Origin of the sequence: Pseudoclavibacter sp. JAI123 (assembly GCF_013409665.1) — a bacterium.
Lineage (GTDB): Bacteria > Actinomycetota > Actinomycetes > Actinomycetales > Microbacteriaceae > Pseudoclavibacter.
This window is the reverse complement of sequence record NZ_JACCCM010000003.1, coordinates 43665-62207: the sequence shown is the minus strand read 5'-3', so window position 1 is coordinate 62207 and position 18543 is coordinate 43665. Positions and strand designations below refer to the sequence as shown.

The following is an 18543-nucleotide window of genomic DNA, read 5'->3' as shown; positions in this document are numbered from 1 at the left end:
CTACGGCCGCCAGTCGCTTGGCTTCGAGCCCATGGCGCGACGGAAGGCGGCACTGAAGGCGCTCGTTGTGGCGTACCCGACCCGCCCCGCGACGGTGCCGACGGGGACGTCGTCGGCGAGCATCCGCGCGGCCGCGGCCATTCGCACCATGGTGCGCCAGTGCGAGAAGGTCATGCCGACCTCCGACGCGAAGATGCGGGCGATCGTGCGGACGCTGAGCGACAGCTGCCACGCCCACGCCTCGACGCCACGGTCGTCGGCGGGGTCGCTCAGCACGCGGCGCACGAGCGGGGCGAGGCGCTCGTCGCGGGGCACGGGAACCGTCTCGACGTAGCTCGTCGCTTCTGGGAGCAGTTCGATGACGACGGTCTGCGCGCGCAGGCGCTGGTCGGTCTCCATGGGCGACTCGGCGAGGTGCAGCAGCAGCTCCCGGAAGGCGGCGCTCAGCTGCACGGTGCCGACCGACGGCCAGTCCGGGGCGACGTCGTTCGTAAAGTAGGTGCAGCATCCGGTGGATGAGGCGTCGACCTCCATCGTGTGCGGCGTGAAGGGTGGCACCCAGATGCCCTGCCCGACGGCGAGCGTGCGCAGGGCGCCCTCGACGAGCACCACGACGCTGCCGCGCGACGGCCACATGATCATGCCCTCGGGATGCACGTGCGGCTCCCGGTCCCCGAGGTTCGGGCCGGTGAGCACGGCCGTCGTGAGGAGGAACGGTGCGGGGATGCCAACGGGCCTGACCTCGACGGTCGCAGGCCCTTGGCTGAATTCGAGCGCCTGGAACACGGTGGATCTCCTGGTTGTCCGAAACGCAACAGAAGTTGGCCGAACGCATCGCTAGCTGGACTTAGGTGAGCCTTACTATCGACGGGTGCCCCGTGAGAACCCCCGAGCCCCGACCCCCGCATCCGTCATGCGAGACGCGCTGTTCGCGTCGGGGCGCAGCTGGCGACTCACGCTCGCAACGCTCGGCTACGTCGTGCACGAAGCCGCCGAGGCGCTGGTGCCGGTCATCGTCGGCGTCATCATCGACCGCGCCATCGTCACCGACGACGCCGCCCAGCTCGCGCTGTGGCTCGGCGTGCTGCTCGCGAACTTCCTCGTGCTCTCCTTCTCCTACCGCTGGGCGGCGCGTCTCATGGTGCGCATCTACGGCCACGGCGAGCTGGAGCTCCGGCGGTCGCTGCTGACGCGGGTCCTGCATCCGAACGGCGTCACGAGCCGCCGCAGCCCCGGTGAGCTGCTGCAGATCACGACCTCCGACAGCTACAGAGTCGCGGGCGTCTCGTGGTCGGTTGTGCAGCAGGGGGCAAGCGCGGCGGCCATCCTCGTATCTTCCGCCGCGCTCCTCGCCATCTCGGTGCCGCTCGGCGTCGGGGTGCTCATCGCGTCGCTGCTGATCCTCGTCGGCATGCACGCGGCGTCGAAGCCCATCGAGGCGCGGGGCGCCCGAGAGCAGGCATCGGCGAGCGCCGCCAGCGACGTCGCGACGGACCTCGTCGCGGGGCTCCGCATCATCCGCGGCATCCGCGCCCAGCCGGAGGCCACACGTCGGTACCTGGACGCGAGCGCGGAGGCGAAGACCGGCGCGATCGCCGCGAACCGCGGCATCCAGCGGTACCTCGCGGTCAGCGGCGTCGCGTCCGGCGCGTTCCTGGCGGTCCTGGCGTTCTCGGCGGCGGCACTCGCCTCGATGGGGCAGATCACGCTCGGCGAGCTCGTCGCCGTCGTCGGGCTCGGCCAGTACTTGCAGGGCTCGCTCGCGCACGTGGGCACCTTCGCCTCCAACTGGCTGCACAAGCGCGCGTCGGCGGTCCGAGTCGTCGCGGTGCTCGGCGAGGAGCACGCTGTGCCGATCGAAGACACGCACTCCGGCGGGGCCGGGCTCGTGGATGCGGTGCGCGCGAGCGCCGACTCCCCCGCGTCGTTCTCGTGGCAAGCACCGGACGGGGGCGTCATCGACGTGGCCCCAGGGGCGCTCGTCGGCATCAAGCCCTCCACGCCAGCGGCCGCACGCGACCTCGCGGCGACACTCGCCTTCCGGGTTCCGCTCGAGGCCGGCGAGGTGACGGTCGCGGGATTGGACGCCCGCACGATCGGCCCCGACGCCTACCGCCGCCTCGTCTTCGCGCCACCCCACGACGCCACCGTCTTCTCGGCGACGCTCGAAGAGAACCTGCTTCTTGGAGCGGAGGAGACGGAGAGATTGGCAGAAGTGCCAGCGCGAGGGACCACGGCTGGGGCATTCGCGGCGGCGGGCGAGCGTGCGACGAACTCCAGCTCACGCCGAGAAGCAGCGGCAGAGCGCGCGGCTCTCACGGAGGTCTCCGCCCTCGGGTGGAACCGGCAGCTCGGCGAACGCGGCCGTCGCCTCTCGGGCGGGCAGCGCCAGCGAGTCCTGCTCGCCCGCGCCTTCGCGAGTGACGCTCGCATTCTGGTGCTCGACGAACCCGCCTCCGCGCTGGACCCGGCGACCGAGGCGCGTGTCGCCGAATCGCTCCGCGCGCATCCGGTCACGACGCTGCTCGTCACCCGCAGCCCCCTGCTGCTCGCCGCCTGCGACCGGGTTGTCGAGGTTGGCGGCGAAGTTGGCGGCGGGGCGGGGAACGCAGCCCACGAAGCGCACGCCGACGAGGAACTGGCCCGCCGATGACCACGAAGACGGCGCCAACAGTGCGCACGCCTGCCCTCCTGCCCATCGCGACGGGCCGCGAGACGGCGCACGCCGTCGCCGCCCTGCTGCGCGCATCCCGGACGCGGATCGCCGCTGTCGTGCTGCTGCTCCTCGGCGGGTCATCGTCGACGCTGCTCGTTCCGCGTCTCCTGGGCTGGCTCGTCGACCTCGTCACAGGAGGCGCCGGCGTGGCCGCGCTCGTCACGCCCGGCGTGCTGCTGCTCGTCGTCACGGCGGTCTCAGCGCTGCTCGCCTACGCGGGCATCCGCCTGCTCGTCGCGGTGGTGCAGGAGCTCGTGAGCTCCCTCCGCGAGGACGCCCTAAGCGTCGTGCTCGGGATGCGCGCGAGCCAGGCCGAGAGCTCCGACTCGTCGGACATCGTGTCGCGCGTGACCGGCGACGTCGAGTCCGTGACCGAGGCCGCATCCGGCGTGCTGCCTGCGGTCACGCAGTCGTCGTTCATGATCGTGCTGTCGCTGGCTGGCATCGCCGCCATCAACCCGTGGCTCGGGTTCGCCGCGCTGGTGGCCGTGCCCGTGCAGGTGCTCGCGACGTGGTCCTTCATCCGTCGTTCCCGGCCCGTGTATGCGGAGATGCGGGTCGCTGAGGCCGAGCGCGGACAGGTCATCATCGAGGGCGTCAGCGGGGCCGACACGATTCGCGCGCACCGCCGCCAAGCGCTTCAGCTCGCCGAGGTGGATGCGCGCAGCCTGCGGTCGATCGACCTCCAGTACGAGGCGGCGCGCATCCGCACGACCTTCTTCGGGCGCCTGAACGTGGGCGAGTACCTGGGCGTCGCGGCGATCCTGATCGTCAGCTTCTGGCTCGTGCAGGCGGGTGCCGTCTCGATCGGCGGCGCGACCGCTGCTGCCCTCTACTTCCTCGCGCTCTTTGGCCCCATCGGGTCGCTGCTGTCGAGCATCGACGAGCTGCAGCTCGCCGGTGTCGGTCTCGCGCGGCTCGTGGGAGTCGTCGGGGCCGGCCGGCACCGTGGGAGCGACAGTCAGGGTGACGTGGCGCCTGCACCCTTCGTCGAACTGGCACCAGCAACGCAGTCGCCGCTACCTGCGATGCCCGCCATCGCAGTCGATGCGGTCGATTTCAGCTACGACGGCGAGCGGATGCAGCTCTCTGACGTCACCCTGACTGTCGCGCCGGGTGAGCGGGTCGCGCTCGTCGGTGAGAGCGGGTCGGGCAAGAGCACGCTCGCGCAGCTCATCGTCGGCGCGTTCGACCCGACGGGCGGTTCGGTCCTCGTGGGTGGGCGGCCCGCGGCGGCCCGCGAGCGCGACGCGAGCGTGATGCTCGTGACGCAGGAGATCCACGTGTTCGCGGCGACGATCGCCGAGAACCTGCGCTTCAGCGCACCGGCGGCGAGCGGCCAGCAGCTCGCGGACGCGGTGCGCACTGTCGGGGCCGAGTGGCTCCTCGAGCTCGACGAGGGCCTCGAGACCCGCGTGGGCGCATCCGGCCTCGCGCTCGACGGTGCCGCCGCCCAGCAGCTCGCTCTCGCCCGAGTGCTGCTGCGCGATCCTGCGATCCTGGTGCTCGACGAGGCGACCGCGGAGGGCGGAGGCGACGACCCGCTTGGCCTCGACGCCGCGCTCACGGCGGCGACCCGCGGCCGCACCTCGGTTGTCGTTGCGCACCGCCTGTCGCAGGCACGCGTCGCCGACAGGATCGTGGTCCTCCGGGCCGGGAAGGTGGTCGAGGAGGGCGCTCACGACGAGCTGGTTCGCCGTGGCGGTGAATACGCCCGACTGTGGGCCGCGTGGCAGCGCGCCTCGCCGGCCGGTTAGACGCTCGTCTCACGCGTTCGGAGAGCGCGACTCGCCCGCCGGAAACACGGGGGTGGGAGAATGCGTGCATGACGGATGGCACCCTCGGCACCCCGCTCACCCCCGCTTCGACGCGCGCGCTGCTGCTCGGCGCCGGCGAGCTCGGCAAGGAGGTCGCGCTCGAGCTGCAGCGCCTCGGCGTCGAGGTCATCGCGGTGGACCGATACGCGAACGCCCCCGCGATGCAGGTCGCGCACCGCAGCCACGTCGTCGACATGCTCGACCCGGTGGCGCTGCGCGCTGTGCTCGCGCTCGAGCATCCGGACATCGTGATCCCCGAGGTGGAGGCGATCGCGACGCAGGTGCTCGCCGAGATCGAGGCTGAGGGGCGCACACGCGTCGTGCCGACAGCGCGGGCGACGCAGCTCACGATGGACCGCGAGGGCATCCGCAGGCTGGCCGCCGAGGAGGTGGACCTCGCGACGTCGCCGTACCGTTTCGCGGACACGTTCGCCGAGTTCGCGGACGCCATCGAAGCGGTCGGCTTGCCCTGTGTCGTGAAGCCGGTCATGTCGTCGTCGGGGAAGGGCCAGTCGGTGATCCGCGAACCTGACGACATCCAGGCGTCGTGGGACTACGCGCAGGAAGGTGGGCGCACGGGCCGCGGCAGGGTCATCGTCGAAGGCTTCGTGCCCTTCGACTCCGAGATCACCCTGCTGACGGTGCGCCACGTCGGCGGCACCGTCTTCTGCGAGCCGGTCGGGCACACGCAAGTCGACGGCGACTACCGCGAGTCGTGGCAGCCGGCCGCGTTGCCTGAGGCTGCGCTCGAGAAGGCGAAGGTCGTCGCGAAGACGGTGACGGATGCCCTGGGCGGCTACGGGCTGTTCGGGGTCGAGCTGTTCATCGTCGGCGATGACGTGCTCTTCTCCGAGGTGTCGCCGCGTCCGCACGACACGGGCCTCGTGACACTCGTGTCGCAAGATGTCTCGGAGTTCGCGCTGCACGCCCGCGCGGTCCTCGGCCTTCCGGTGTCGGAGCCGCTGCGCGTCGGAGCGGGGTCCGGGGAGCCGGCCGCCGCGTCCTGCGCGGTGCTCGCCGAGGGCACGGGCGTGCCGGTCATCGAGGGTGTGGATGCTGCGCTCGCCATCCCGACGTCGCAGGTGCGGCTCTTCGGGAAGCCGAACGTCGCGGGCAAGCGCCGGGTCGCCGTCGCGCTCGCGCGTGGCGCGGACGTCGACGCGGCGCGGGAGCGGGCGCGCGAGGCCGCGGCGGCGCTGCGCATCACGCTGGACTGAGGCGAGCGGACCTGCGCCGCTGGGGAGCGCCAGGCTGGGCGCAGGCCTGGGTCAGCGTGCGCGGGATCGCGCGGCGCCCTTGCGCAGGAAGAGCAACTGGAGCAGGACGGCGGCGGCGGCGGCGATGCCGAACTGCGCGCCGTCCAGGCACAGACCTCTGGGAAATGCATGTTCCCCGCGAGACGAACCTGCATCTCTCGTAGGTCTGCGCCCGCGGGAGGGCACGCGCGCGCCCTAGCTCTCCAGCCCGAGCTCGCGCACGCATTCGCGGAGGAACGCGGCGCCGGCATCGTCGTGGATGAGGTCGCCGAACGTGACGACGTCGTAGTCCTTCTCGAGGATGCCATCGGCGGGGCGGACGTCCACGTGCGCGGCGTCGTACCCGCTGGCGTGCAGCTCGTCGGCCATCTTGTAGTCGCTGCGCGAGTCGCCGACCGAGCGCCACCGCTTCGGCAGCGGGCCGGCGGCCTTGAACTCGGCGAGGGCGCGGCGCGCGCCGTGGTCCTTGTCGAGCTTCACCGACTCGATGTCGGTCGAGATGATCGTGGGGTCGATGCGGAACGGGACGAGGCCCTGCGCATCCGGGGCCTCGCGGTCGCCGTGGCGCATGCCGACGCCCTGCTGCGCGGCGAGCTCGAACGCGGCGTCGTCGAAGGCCTTCTGCCGTTCGAGGTAGGCCTCAGAGCTGACGTCGGTGCGCTGCTCGACCGAGATCATGGCCTTCTTGGTCTCGTCGAAGAAGAGGACGTCGCTGAACTCCCCCTCGCCCAGTTCGCGGATCGCGGCGACGTACGCCGCGGGCGGTACAACCGTCTCGTCGATCTGCAGCTCGCTCATCCCTTCGGGTGAAATCGCCGACCAGGTTCCACCCTTCTCGTACACGCCGAACATGCGCGCGCCCGGCTGCTGCAGCGCCTCGGCGAGCCCGTTCTCGAAGAGCGGCTCGATGACTCGCTCGCGGATGAACTCCTCGGAGCGGCCCGTGATGAACGCGATGGGAACGCCCGCGGCGGCGAGCGTGACGAGGTCATCGAGGATGCTCTGGATCGCGACGGTGCGGGTCACTGGGCTTGCGATGGGGCCGTCGACGTCGAGGAGGAGGCCGAGGTCAGGCGCTGAAGTGGTCACGTCTCATTGTGGCAGGGGGCGAGTCCCCGGGTCCAGGATGGGCGCGCCCAGTGTCGTCGGCCCCTGCTACCTTGTGCGCGGGGTCGGCTTCCGCATCAGGCCGGCGTGACCCGCAGATCTCGTCGCGGTCCTGCGATGCGGACAGAATGGAGCTCGGCGTGCGCGTATGGAAGTCCTGGATCTGGCCGGGAATCAAGATCCTCCTGGTGGCCGTGATCGCCGTCGCGCTCGTCAAGATCGCCTTCTTCAGCTCCGCACCTGAGGAGTCCGCCGCCCTGCCGACCGGCGAGATCGTCGAGCCGACGGTCAGCCCCGTGCTCGGCACCATCACGAACGACGTCACGTTGACCGCGAACGTGCAGGAGTCGCCCGCCGTCGAGGCGAAAGTGCCCATGATGGGCACGATCGACGCCGTCTACGCGACGCAGGGCGGCCGCGTCGAGGCGGGCGACGTGCTCGCGTCGATCCGCAACGAGAAGACGCCGACCGCCGTGGTTCCGACGGCACCGGATGCGACCGGCGAGGCCCAGCCCGCGCCGACGGCCGAGCCGGAGTACGAGTGGAACGAGATCGTCGCCCCGACGTCGGGCACGATCACGAAGCTCAACCTCATCGCGGAGCAGCAGGTGTCCGTCGGGGAGGCGCCGGTGGCGATCACTCCGGCGAGCTTCGTCGTGAAGGGCACGATCCCACCGGCCCAGCTGTACCGTCTCGCGACGACGCCGACGGATGCGCAGGTGACGATCACGGCCGGCCCTGCACCCTTCACGTGCACCGAGCTGCGCATCGCGTCCGGTGCAGCGGCGAAGAGCAGCAGCGCCGCGCAGGACCCGAGTGGCGCATCCGGTGCCCCTGAGACGACGGACACGACGACCGTCACGTGCCGCGTTCCTGCCGAGGTGACCGTCTTCCCCGGCCTCGAAGCCAACGTGGTGCTGCACGGCGGGGTGGCGGAGAACGTGCTCACGCTCCCCATCACGGCCGTGAAGGGCCAGGCAGAGACGGGCGTCGTGTTCGTGCAGGGGGCCGACGGCGCCATCGAGGAACGCGACGTGAAGCTGGGCCTCACCGACGGCACGCTCGTGCAGATCGCCGAGGGGGTCTCCGAGACCGACATCGTGCTCGAGTTCGTGCCGGGTGCCGACCAGGCGAGCCCGGAGGACTGCTTCATCGACCCGATGAGCGGCACAGAGGTCTGCGGAATGCTCGGCGGCTGAGGTGGCGTTCATCGAACTCCGCGACATCTCGAAGTCGGTGCGGGCCGCCGACGACAGCGAGCTGCACATCCTGCGCGGCGTGAACCTGCGAATCGAAGAGGGCGAGCACCTCTCCATCGTGGGCCGCTCGGGGTCGGGCAAGTCGACGCTGCTGAACATCCTCGGGCTCCTGGACGCACCGACGAGCGGCGAGCTGCTCTTCGACGGCAAGCCGACTGCGGCGCTGCGCCTGCGGGCGCGTGACCGGATGCGGGGGGCCCAGATCGGCTTCGTGTTCCAGCAGTTCAACCTGCTCGAGGGACGCACGGCGACGGAGAACGTCGCCATGCCGCTGCTCTACGCCCGCGACCGCTCGTTCTGGCGGCGTGACGCGCTCGCCAGGGAGGCGCTCACCGATGTGGGCCTCGATCATCGCCTCGACTCGCTGCCGACTCGCCTCTCCGGTGGCGAGCAGCAACGCGTCGCGATCGCACGCGCCATCGTGCGCCGGCCGCGGGTGATCCTCGCCGATGAGCCCACCGGGGCGCTCGACGTCGAGACGGGCGCGCGAGTCATGACGCTGCTCGCCGACATCTCGAAGGAGACCGGGGCCGCGCTGGTCACCATCACCCACGACGAGAACGTCGCGGCCAGAGCCGACCGGATGCTGCGGCTCGACGCGGGCGTGCTGGTTCCTTCGAGCGCCGGCCGGGGTACGGATGCCGCCACGGACCCGGGCACCGGTCTGCATTCGGACAGGAGCACGGCGACAGACCTGCAACTGGACCTGGAGCTCGACGTCGACTCGCCCGCGCCCGCGACTGCGACTGCGACGAGGGCCAGGACGACCGAGGCGACTCCCGCGGAAGGCGGGAGCGCATGAACTGGTTCACGCAGGTCGCCGGCGCGTTCATCGAGGCCTGGGATGAGCTGCGAGTGCACCGGGTGCGCGTCACGCTGGCGCTCGTCGGGATCGGGATCGCCGTGTTCGCGATCGTCGCGGTCACGGGGCTCGGGTCGATAACGCGGCAGTCGTCCATCGAGATCTCCGAACGCTCGAGCGGCCGGCCCGCGAGCTACCAGCTGATGGTGTCGAGCGAGGCCACGGACGACAAGGTGGAGGTCTACGAGGCGGCGTACGCCGCCGCCATCGAACGGTACGGGATCACGTACCAGTCGACGTCCGGGTACGGGGCGACGCGCATCCAGTTCGTTGACGGGGTCGCCGATGTCGAGTCGATGATCGTCGATCCGGCGTACGGGGAGATGCACCGGGTGAAGCTGCTCGACGGGTCCTGGCTCACGCCCAGCGACGCCGACCGTCTCGCGCCAGCGGTCGTCATCAACGAGACCATGTGGAACCGGCTCGGCAACCCCTCGATGGCTGAGCATCCGACGCTCAAGGTCGCAGGGTCGGCGCCGACCACGGCCGTCGTGGTCGGTGTCTCGGCGAACATCTATCCGGACTATCCGGAGCAGCTCTACGTTCTCAGCGATGCGCAGCACCTGCTCGGTGCCAGCTCGGGCGGCGGGATGATGGGCGGTGGCGGCATGATGAGCGGATCCTTTACCGACCCGTTGGCCGCTGGCGGGGAGGGGGACTCCGCCACGTTCCCCACCTACGAGCTGTGGTTGCCCCTCGAGAACCACGAGCAGCTGTCGAGCCAGATCGTTCGGGACCTGAAGGCGGCGCTCGGGGAAGGCGGGGCGGTCGAAGCGCAGCGCATGGACTACCTGGCGTGGGGCGACGATCCGTTCCTGGCCGTGCAGATCCTGGTGACGGCCGTCGGTGGCATCGTCTTGCTGGTCGGCACGATCGGGTTCGTGAACCTGTCCATCGTGACGGTCAAGCAGCGGGTGCGGGAGATCGGCATCCGTCGCTCGTTCGGAGCGACGGGTGGGCGCGTCTTCTTCTCGATCCTGCTGGAGAGTGTCGTGGGGACGCTGCTCGCAGGCGTCGTGGGCATCGGATGCGCGATCGTGCTGCTGCAGAATCCGCTTGTCCAGGAGGCGATCACGGGTGGGCTCGGACTCACCGATTCGGTGCCGTTCCCGGTGGATGCTGCGGTGCTCGGCATCGTCGTCAGTGTCGGAGTCGGGCTGCTCGCAGGGTTCATTCCCGCCGTCATCGCGACCCGCAGCAACGTGATCGACGCGATCAGGTCATAGGGCGTCGCTGCGTCGTTCGGGTTCGGGGTCCGGGCGTCCGGGCGTCCGGGCGTCCGGGCGTCCGCGGCTCAGCGGCTCAGCGGCTCAGCGGTTGGCTGGCCTGCGCGGGGTCCAGCTCGGCGGCTAGCTGGCTTGCGCGGCTTCCGGCCCGGCGATCGGCGTGCCGAAGCGAAGGGCGGCGACGACGGCCCAGATCAAGAGCAGCGGCAGCGCGACGTAGGCGCCGACCATGAGGGGTGCGCTCAGCGTCAGGTAGCCGGCGGCGGATACGAGCAGCGCGAGGACGGTCGCACCGCTGACAAGCGTCGCCCAGAGCACGCGCCGAGTCTGGCCGATCAGCACGATCAGCACGAGGGCCGCCAGCGCCAGCATCTTCACGCCGTCGACGACCTGGATTGCCACCCAGATCTGCCCGGAGTCGAGACCGATCACGCCTGCTGCTCCGTCGGATGCGAGCCCGAACGTGAGGAGCGCTTCGCCTGCCAACTGGATGAGCGAGAGCACAAGCGTTGCCAGGCCCGCACCGCGGGTGGCTCTGCGCATCCGCTCGCTGCCGAGCAGGGTCGACATCCCGTAAAGGGCGACGGCGGCGAGGCCATGCACGAGTGCCGCGTTGACGAGCACGCTCGGCGAGGTGGCGTAGGCGGCGGCGATGGTGGCCGAGCTGTCGCTGGGGGCGACGTCGGGGGCACCAACCAGCAGGCCGCTCACCCAGGCCGACACGTAGACGCCGCACCACACCCACAGCGTGCGCTGGATCTCGAGCGTCGGGGCCGCGAGCGGTGAAGTCATGCGACAACGCTAGCCGGGGCGCGCGAATGGATGCTGTGTTCAGGCGGGTGGGTGCTGGGCTCTCGCGGATGGATGCTCAGCTCACGCGGGTGCGGTGCGCTCGCGGCGGTCCACTGTCTGCCCCTTCCGAGCGATACCCCCGTGGATGGGTTCGTCGGGTGATGGGTGGGCCCGCCTGCCACCCTTTGCCTCAGAAAAAGTGGCGCACATGGCCAAGAAGTGACGCCCGAAACGCAGAATGTCGGTGGTCCGGGAGACGATGCAGGCATGCAGAACGAACCGGTCGACACCAAGGCACCGCAGGCAGCGGCGCTCGGTCGTTCCGCGAAGATGGGCGAGGTGCGCGACCACATCGCGGCTCGCCTCGGCGTCGAACTCGCCTTCGTCGACGGGGCATGCGACGAGGTTCCGCTGCAAGGGGTGCCCACCCGTTCCGTCAGGACCCGTCAGGTGCGCGACCGCCTCGCGGCACGACTTGGCGTCGAACCCGCCGTCGTCGACGGGGCCTGCCAAAACGCTGAAGACTGCGCGGCCGGCCCACGCCGCGCCCTGCTGATTTCCGCGCTCGCCGACAACCAGCGGCAGCTCAACAGGCTGCACGGCGAGCAGGCCGAGCTGCACGCTCAGGCGCTCGAGATGGGCCTCCGCGGCGATGAGCTCGCTGGCACGTCAAGCCCGGCGCTCGAGGTTCGGTCGCTTGCTGGCGAGATCGGGGCCGTGTCCGGAAGGTCGCAGCGGTCTGTGCAGATCGAGCTCGGTCGGGCGTATGCGATTGCCAAGGTCTTCGAGCCGGTTCAGGGCACCATGGAGGCCGGAGCGATCAGTCGGGCGCACGCGCTCGTGATCGTCGACGCCGGTCTTCGCATCGTGCATCCCGACCCGGCCGAGCTCGATCGCCGCAGGGCGGAGTTCTGCAGGGTGGTGCTCGAGAAGGCAGTCTCGACGACGCCTGGCCGCATCAAGGCGCTTGCGGAGCGCGCTGCCGAAGAGCTGACGGAGGAGTCGCTGGATGAGCGCTTCGAGCGGGCCCGCCGCACTCGGAGGGTCACGCTTGCGCAGCTTGAAGACGGGCTCGGCGAGCTGTCCATCGTTGACTCCTACGCGAAGCTCAGGCTTGTCTTCGACCGCACGACGAGGCAGGCGCGCGTCATCAGCGACGCCGAGCGACGGGCAGCTAGAGAGCGTGCCGACTCCGGTCGCGCTGCGGACACCGGTCACGCTGCGGACTCCGGTCACGCGGCAGGCTCTGATCACGCTGCGGGCTCCGGTCACGCTGCGGACTCTCTCGAGGCCGAGGCCGAGGCCGGCGATCCGGCCGGGCAGCTGGCCGGTTCCCATCTGTCTACGGGCGACTTCGAGGATGGGTCGGCGGGCGCGGGCGCGGAGACGCGTGCGGATGCAGCTGACCCGAACGAGGGCCCTCTGCCGGAGCCACGTTCGCTGGATGAGGTGCGAGCCGACGTGCTGAGCGACAGTTTCCTCCGGGCGACGCCAGAGGAGTTGAAGGGCCGAGACCCCGTCGAGGCGAAGATAGCCTTCGTGGTCCCCGTCGAGGCGTACCTTGCTCCGGCGGCGCCTCAACACCGCGGAATGGTGCCGGGCGTGCCACCGGATTCGCCTGGCGCTACCGACGCTCTGCCGCCGCGTGTGGCCTCAGCTCCGGCCCTTCTTGACGGCTACATCCCCGTTCCGACTGCGGAGGTTCGCCGTCTCATCGACGCGGCTCCCGAGTTCGAACGCATCTTCACCGACCCCATCAAGGGGACGCTTGTCGAGGTCGACAGCTACCGACCGACGAGTGCGATGCGACGTCGGCTCGCCGTTCGCGACGGTCGGTGCCGCTTCGTGGGCTGCATGATGCCGACGAACCGCTGCGAGATCGACCACACGAAGGCCTGGGAGGAAGGTGGACCCACGAGTCTCCCCAACCTCGGCCACCTCTGCAAGGGCGACCACACGGGCAAGCACCACGGTGACTGGGCCCTGCAGCAACTGGTGGATGGGACCTACGAATGGAGCTCACCCACCGGACTCCTCTTCCGAGACGAGCCAGTGCAGTTCGGGCGGCTCACAGCTTTGCCGCCGCCCCTCCCTGCCGCGGATGCTCATGCCGTCGACCCGCCAGACGCGAGAACCTCGCGAGGGCCAGACACCCCTGCAGACCCTGCAAACCCTGGCGACCCTGGCGACCCTGCGCGCCTTGACGAGCTTGGTGACTCTCACGATCATCATGACTCTGGCGACACCCGTGCATCCCGCGACGCAGGCGACTCAGGCGACTCCAGCGACGCCGACGACACTGGCGACACTGGCGACACTGGCGATGCTGGCAACGCTGGCGACACTGGCGACGAGGATCGCCGTCAGCGCTTCCCGAGGGTCGGTTTCCTGGAGGAGTTCCGGCGTGAACGTGCGGCGAAGAAGGCGGCCGTCGACGCGGCGGACTCTCGGACGCGGCAGCCGGAGTTCCGTCCAACATCGCAACAAGACAACGCTGAAGGCCTGGCGCAGAACATGCCGGATGGCGGGGCGGGAACCGGAGATCGCCTGGGTCAGGAGGGCTCGGACTCCTCGCACGATCCGCCGCCCTTTTAGGCCTTCGGATTCCCACCCCGTTCACCGTTGGCAGGGCGCCTCACGGTCGTACATTGAGATGCAGGGGCGGCGGCAGTCAGGTGCAACGCAACAACACGATGGGACGACCGCGAAGCATCCGCGCTCGCAGCAGAGCTGACGGCGGCGGTCGGGCACCGACCGTGCCAACGGACGCGAGAGCGGTCGGGAGAGCGGTCGGGACAGCGACGCCAACTGCAAGAGCAGCAAGACCCAAACCCACAAGTAGCAAGCAGCAAGCTCATGAGTGCGATCAAGGGAGACGCCATGGCCGGCCAGATCATCATCGACCTTTTCACGACGCTGGACGGAGTGCAGCAGGCTCCGGGCGGTCCGGAGGAAGACCCGGAGGGTGGGTTCAGGTTCGGGGGTTGGCAGGGGCCGCTCATCGATGAGGTGGACGGCGAGCAGGTGAACGCAGGCATCCAGAGCATGGATGCGTTGCTGCTGGGCCGCAAGACGTACGACATCTTCGCGGCGTACTGGCCGCGATACGCGGACGGCCCGTCGGACAGCATCGCCTCGGTGTTCAACAGCATCCCGAAGTACGTGGCGTCGCGCGGCAACCCAGAACTCCTGTGGGCGACCTCACACCTTCTGGGGCCGGACCTGGCGACCGAGGTGGCGGCACTCCGAGAGCGGCACTCGAGCATCCACGTGGTCGGGAGCGTCGACTTCGCGCAGGAACTCGTGCGGGAGGGGCTCTTCGATGTGTTGAACCTGTGGGTCTATCCGGTGGTGCTGGGGGCCGGGAAGCGCCTCTTCCCCGACGACGGGCCACCCCTCGGGTTGACGCTCCTCGAGCCGCCCATCGCGTCTCCGAGGGGCACCGTGCTCCTCAAATACGGACCAGGCGGGCCCGTGGAGACCGCCGACATGGACGAGGCTCTTCGCGAGCGCTGACCGGCCTGGCCGGCGCCTTTGGCAGAAATCCACTCGTCGTTCGTCGAAGGATGGTCCGGGCAACTGACCCAGACTGCCCTGGTCTGGCCTCTGCCAGGGGCGTCCGGCACCTTCCCCGCAACCGGCGCCTACTCGTAACGAGCCGCCGACGCGCGAATCGCCTCGGCGTGCTCGTAGATGTCCTGGACCTCGTCGATGGGGACCTTGGTCTCGTTCTTGGCTTCATCGAAGATTCCGAGGTACTTCTGCTTCTTGCCGTTGAACCAGAGGCGAGCGATCGGTTTCCTGTTGTTGTCGTCGATCAGAACGGCGAAGTAGGACTTCGCATCTCTGTGCGTCACACGCTGCGGTTTGACGTGGGCGCAGGCGATGGCCTTCACGACCTGGTAGCCCTCAAGCTCCTCGAGGGTAGTCTCGATCTCCGTGTCGCGATCGAGATCGTCGATGGCGACCGCTTCGCTCTCGAGTTCGTGCTGAGACTCGGCGGGTGCGGGAACCGGCAGGGCAGACGCCCCCAGCGCTGTCTTCAAGCGGTCGTTGACCTGTTCCGTCAGGAACTGCTTGGTGGCGTTCGGCACAAGGAGGCTGAACTGCTCACGCACCTTCTGCGTGAACGACCCGTCGTAGACCCGGCTTGTGAAGAACTTGATCCATTCATCGGACGGTTCGCGGAACTGAGCGGCAATCTCACGCTTGAGAGCACCTACATACTTGAGCTCCTCGGCGGCGTTGATGATCGAATCGAGATCGAAGACCTCCTTCGTGAGCTTCTTGAGCTCAGGGATCAGCGTCTCATCGATGTCACCGAGGTCCAGCACGAGGAAGGGCTTCTCGTCCATCCTGTTCGGCGCGTCGAGGTCCGTGTAGAAGTTGTAGACCTCGCCATTGGTGAGAACCGCTATACGAGCGTTCGTGACCGCGAAGTATCTGAAAAGTTGCGAGGCGTGCTCGATCCTGAGAGTGCCTGTTGAACTCTTGCACTCGATCAGCATCTGGACTTCGCCGTCTCGCATGATCGCGTAGTCGATCTTCTCGTTCTTCTTCACGCCGACGTCCGCAGTGAACTCGGGCACGACCTCGAGCGGGTTGAACACGTCGTAACCCAAGATCGTGGAGATGAACGGCATGATGAACGCGTTCTTCGTCGCTTCTTCGGTCTGTATGGCCTCGCGCTGGTTCGCTACTTTGAGTGCGAGTGCGGCGAGTCGCTCATTGAAGTCCATCTCACTCCTTCGGGGATTGAAGGAGATAGTAGTTCGCTCGCTTCGCGCGGTTATACCCAGACAAATGGCGGTTTATCCGGGCATCAATCAGGCACCAGACGACTGCGGGGCGAGACTATTCGTCTCACCCCGCAGCTGTGCCTCGTCCGCGCCTTAGTGCACGGGGTGCTTGCGCTCCAGCGCGGCCCCTTCGACGTCGACGTTCGGCATGATCTTGTCGAGCCACTTCGGCAGCCACCACGCTGACTTGCCGAGGAGGTGCATGAGCGACGGCATGATGAGCATGCGCACGATGAACGCGTCGAGCAGCACACCGAACGCGAGCCCGAACCCGATCGAACGGATCATGGTCGACTCGGCGAACACGAACCCGCCGAACACCGACACCATGATGAGCGCCGCCGCGATGACGACAGCCCGGCCAGCGCGGAAGCCCTGCACGACCGCGACCCTCGCCTCCGCCCCGTGCACGTACGCTTCGCGCATCCCGGACGCCAGGAACAGCTGGTAGTCCATGGCGAGCCCGAAAAGGATGCCCACGAGGATGACCGGCAGGAAGCTCAGGATGGGGCCCGTCGCGTGCAGCCCGATGAGGTCAGCGAACCAACCCCACTGGAAGACGGCAACCACGGCACCGTACGTAGCGAACAGCGACAGGATGAACCCGCCCGTCGCGATGAGCGGCACGAGGATCGACCGGAACACGAGGATCATGATCAGCAGCGACAGCCCGACCACGAGGGCGATGTAGAGCGGCAGCACCGAGTTGAGCCCCTCGGAGATATCGATATTGATCGCCGCCTGACCCGCGACGCCGAGCGTGATGCCGTCCTCGATCTCCGGCAGCGCACGCAGCTCACCGACCAGCTGCTCCGTGGAGACGCTGTTCGGCCCCTCCGCAGGAATCACCTGGAACGCCGTCAGGCTCTTGTTGTCCGAAACCCCGATCGGGGCGACCGCCGTCACGTCGTCGAGCGACGCCAGCTTCTCCGCGACCAGCACCTGCTTGTCGAGCACACCCGCATCATCGAGCCCCTCTGGCAGCGTCGCCGTCACGAGCAGCGGACCAGTCGTGCCAGCCCCGAACTGCTCCTCCGTGATCGTGAACGCCTGATACGACGCCGACTCTTCCGGCTCCGACGACCCATCCGGCAACCCGACTCTCATGGAGAGCGCGGGAATGGCGATCGTCAGCAGCACGGCAACGCCCGCGAACACGGTGACGATGGCCCGCCACGTCGGCATCGCCTTCAGCGGTGCAGCGTGCGCCGCACGCACCTGACCCGTCACAACCCCGACACTGCCAGTCGCAGTGCCGCCGGCCTCGCCAGCCCCGCCGCCCGTGCCGTGCAGCTTCCGGATGTGCGCCCGCCGACGCTTGTTCAGCACGCGCATCCCGAGCTTGCCGAGCAGCGCAGGCGTGAGGGTCACCGCGATGAGCACCGCGATGAGCACGCACACCGCGCCGGCCGTGCCCATGAGGCCGAGGAACGGGATGCCCGTCACGTTGAGAGCAAGCAGGGCGACGATGACCGTCGCGCCAGCGAACACCACCGCGTTGCCGGCGGTGCCGTTGGCGAGGCCGATCGACTCGCGCACCTCCATGCCCTGCATGAGCTGCTTCCGGTGCCGGTTCACGATGAACAGCGAGTAGTCGATGCCCACCGCGAGCCCCAGCATGATGCCGAGAACCGGGGTGACCGACGCCATCTGCACGACCCCGGAGAACGCGAGCACGCTGACGACGCCGATCGCGACGCCCACGAGCGCCGTGAGGATGGGGAGGGATGCGGCAAGCGCCGACCCCAGCAGCACCAGCAGCACGATGGCCGCGAAAACGAGGCCAACCGCCTCGCCGATGCCGAAGATCTGCGGCACGCTCTGGGCGATGTCCGTGGAGAACGCCACGTTGACACCGTCGACGGGGTGCGCCTCGAAGTACTCGATGACCCCCTGCTTGGCTTCCTCGCTCAGCTCCAGGCGAGGCTCCGTGAACGACACGTTCACGATCGCCGTCGAGCCGTCCTCCGAGACGAGGCTGATGCCGTCCGACAGCTCGACGAGCGTCGCGCCGTTCTCCAGCTGCTGCAGCTGCGTGTCGATCTCAGCCTGCGATGCATCCAACGTCGCCTGCTGCTCGGCGACAGCCTGCACCTGTGCGTCCAGCTGCGCTTGCTGCCCCGCGAGGGCCTCGACCTGCGGCGCCGGGTTGCCCGCCGCCTCGAGCTGCTGCTTCGCGGCATCGAGCTGCGCCTGCGCGGCATCCAGCTGGGCCTTGCCTGCATCGAGCTGCGCCTGGCCCGCGTCAAGCTGCGTCTGACCCTCGGCGATCTGCGTGCGACCGCTCTCGACCTGCGCCGCCTGCCCCTCGAGCTCTGCGGTCGCCGAGAACGGGTCGATGACGTCGGCCACGTCGGCGAGGTCGCCGCGATCCGCGATGACCGCGCTGATCTCCGCGCGCTGCGCGTCCGTGAGCGCCGACCCGTCCGCCGTCGAATAGACGACGGTGCCGGATGCGCCCGCGAAGTCGGGCAGCTGCTCCTCGAGGTCCGAGATGACCTCACCAGATGCGGTGCCTGGCACGTCGAAGCTCGACGTGAGGCCCTTGAACCCGATCAGGAACCCGCCAACGGCGAGCCCGAGGATGACCAGCCAGGCCCCCACGACAACCCACACTCGGCGGGTCGCGAAGTTCCCCAGGCGGTACAGCAGTTCGGCCATCAGCATCCTCTCGGCGCACGAGATCGTGCGCGCTCGTTCGTAGTGGCG

13 protein-coding genes are annotated in these 18543 nt (G+C 69.1%); 8 read left to right on the top strand and 5 right to left on the bottom strand.

Annotated elements, in window-relative coordinates; genetic code table 11:
- Nucleotides 1-786: an AraC family transcriptional regulator gene (locus HDC34_RS18255; RefSeq protein WP_179557663.1), complete on the bottom strand. Its 786-nt coding sequence runs from the start codon at nt 784-786 to the stop codon at nt 1-3.
- A gap of 85 nt (nt 787-871) precedes the next feature.
- Between HDC34_RS18255 and HDC34_RS15345 the strand changes: the two genes are divergently transcribed.
- The 3 genes from HDC34_RS15345 (at nt 872) to purT (ending at nt 5750) form a co-directional block, all read left to right on the top strand.
- Complete coding sequence (locus HDC34_RS15345) at nt 872-2653, top strand: ABC transporter ATP-binding protein (protein ID WP_218855313.1); 1782 nt, start codon at nt 872-874, stop codon at nt 2651-2653.
- Nucleotides 2650-4473: an ABC transporter ATP-binding protein gene (locus HDC34_RS15340; protein ID WP_179557662.1), complete on the top strand. Its 1824-nt coding sequence runs from the start codon at nt 2650-2652 to the stop codon at nt 4471-4473. The genes HDC34_RS15345 and HDC34_RS15340 overlap by 4 nt, the downstream gene beginning before the upstream one ends.
- Nucleotides 4474-4541: 68 nt before the next feature.
- Nucleotides 4542-5750 carry a formate-dependent phosphoribosylglycinamide formyltransferase gene (gene purT / locus HDC34_RS15335; RefSeq protein WP_179557661.1) on the top strand — a complete coding sequence of 403 codons (1209 nt, stop codon included), beginning with the start codon at nt 4542-4544 and terminating at the stop codon, nt 5748-5750.
- Between the two features lie 234 nt (nt 5751-5984).
- Here purT and HDC34_RS15330 read toward each other — a convergent pair whose 3' ends face one another.
- The gene (locus HDC34_RS15330) at nt 5985-6878 is read right to left on the bottom strand and encodes a hypothetical protein (RefSeq protein ID WP_179557660.1); all 894 of its coding nucleotides are present in this window, start codon (nt 6876-6878) and stop codon (nt 5985-5987) included.
- A 158-nt stretch (nt 6879-7036) separates the two neighbouring features.
- On the opposite strand from HDC34_RS15330, the gene HDC34_RS15325 reads away from it, so the two are divergent.
- From HDC34_RS15325 to HDC34_RS15315, 3 genes are read left to right on the top strand one after another with little or no spacing between them, the layout of a single operon-like run.
- Nucleotides 7037-8095, top strand: coding sequence for a hypothetical protein (locus HDC34_RS15325; protein WP_179557659.1), 1059 nt, complete (start codon nt 7037-7039; stop codon nt 8093-8095).
- 1 nt (nt 8096) lies between these two features.
- Nucleotides 8097-8957 (top strand): ABC transporter ATP-binding protein, encoded by an 861-nt coding sequence (locus HDC34_RS15320; protein WP_179557658.1) that lies wholly within the window; start codon nt 8097-8099, stop codon nt 8955-8957.
- Complete coding sequence (locus HDC34_RS15315) at nt 8954-10243, top strand: ABC transporter permease (protein WP_179557657.1); 1290 nt, start codon at nt 8954-8956, stop codon at nt 10241-10243. Before HDC34_RS15320 ends, HDC34_RS15315 begins: the two co-directional genes overlap by 4 nt.
- A 123-nt stretch (nt 10244-10366) precedes the next feature.
- On the opposite strand, the gene HDC34_RS15310 is transcribed toward HDC34_RS15315, so the two are convergent.
- On the bottom strand, nt 10367-11035 hold the full coding sequence (locus HDC34_RS15310) for a hypothetical protein (protein WP_179557656.1): 669 nt from the start codon (nt 11033-11035) through the stop codon (nt 10367-10369).
- Between the two features lie 267 nt (nt 11036-11302).
- Here HDC34_RS15310 and HDC34_RS15305 point away from each other — a divergent pair, with 267 nt between their 5' ends.
- Nucleotides 11303-13630 carry an HNH endonuclease signature motif containing protein gene (locus tag HDC34_RS15305; protein WP_179557655.1) on the top strand — a complete coding sequence of 776 codons (2328 nt, stop codon included), beginning with the start codon at nt 11303-11305 and terminating at the stop codon, nt 13628-13630.
- Between the two features lie 261 nt (nt 13631-13891).
- Nucleotides 13892-14551 carry a dihydrofolate reductase family protein gene (locus tag HDC34_RS15300; protein ID WP_257023352.1) on the top strand — a complete coding sequence of 220 codons (660 nt, stop codon included), beginning with the start codon at nt 13892-13894 and terminating at the stop codon, nt 14549-14551.
- A 128-nt stretch (nt 14552-14679) separates the two neighbouring features.
- Here the strand turns inward: HDC34_RS15300 and HDC34_RS15295 are convergent, their stop codons facing one another.
- Both HDC34_RS15295 and HDC34_RS15290 read right to left on the bottom strand, forming a co-directional pair.
- Nucleotides 14680-15774 (bottom strand): type I restriction endonuclease, encoded by a 1095-nt coding sequence (locus HDC34_RS15295; protein ID WP_179557654.1) that lies wholly within the window; start codon nt 15772-15774, stop codon nt 14680-14682.
- 153 nt (nt 15775-15927) lie between these two features.
- Entirely contained in the window at nt 15928-18495 is a 2568-nt protein-coding gene (locus HDC34_RS15290; protein WP_179557653.1) for an MMPL family transporter, read from the bottom strand.
- Between the last annotated feature and the right edge of the window lie 48 nt (nt 18496-18543).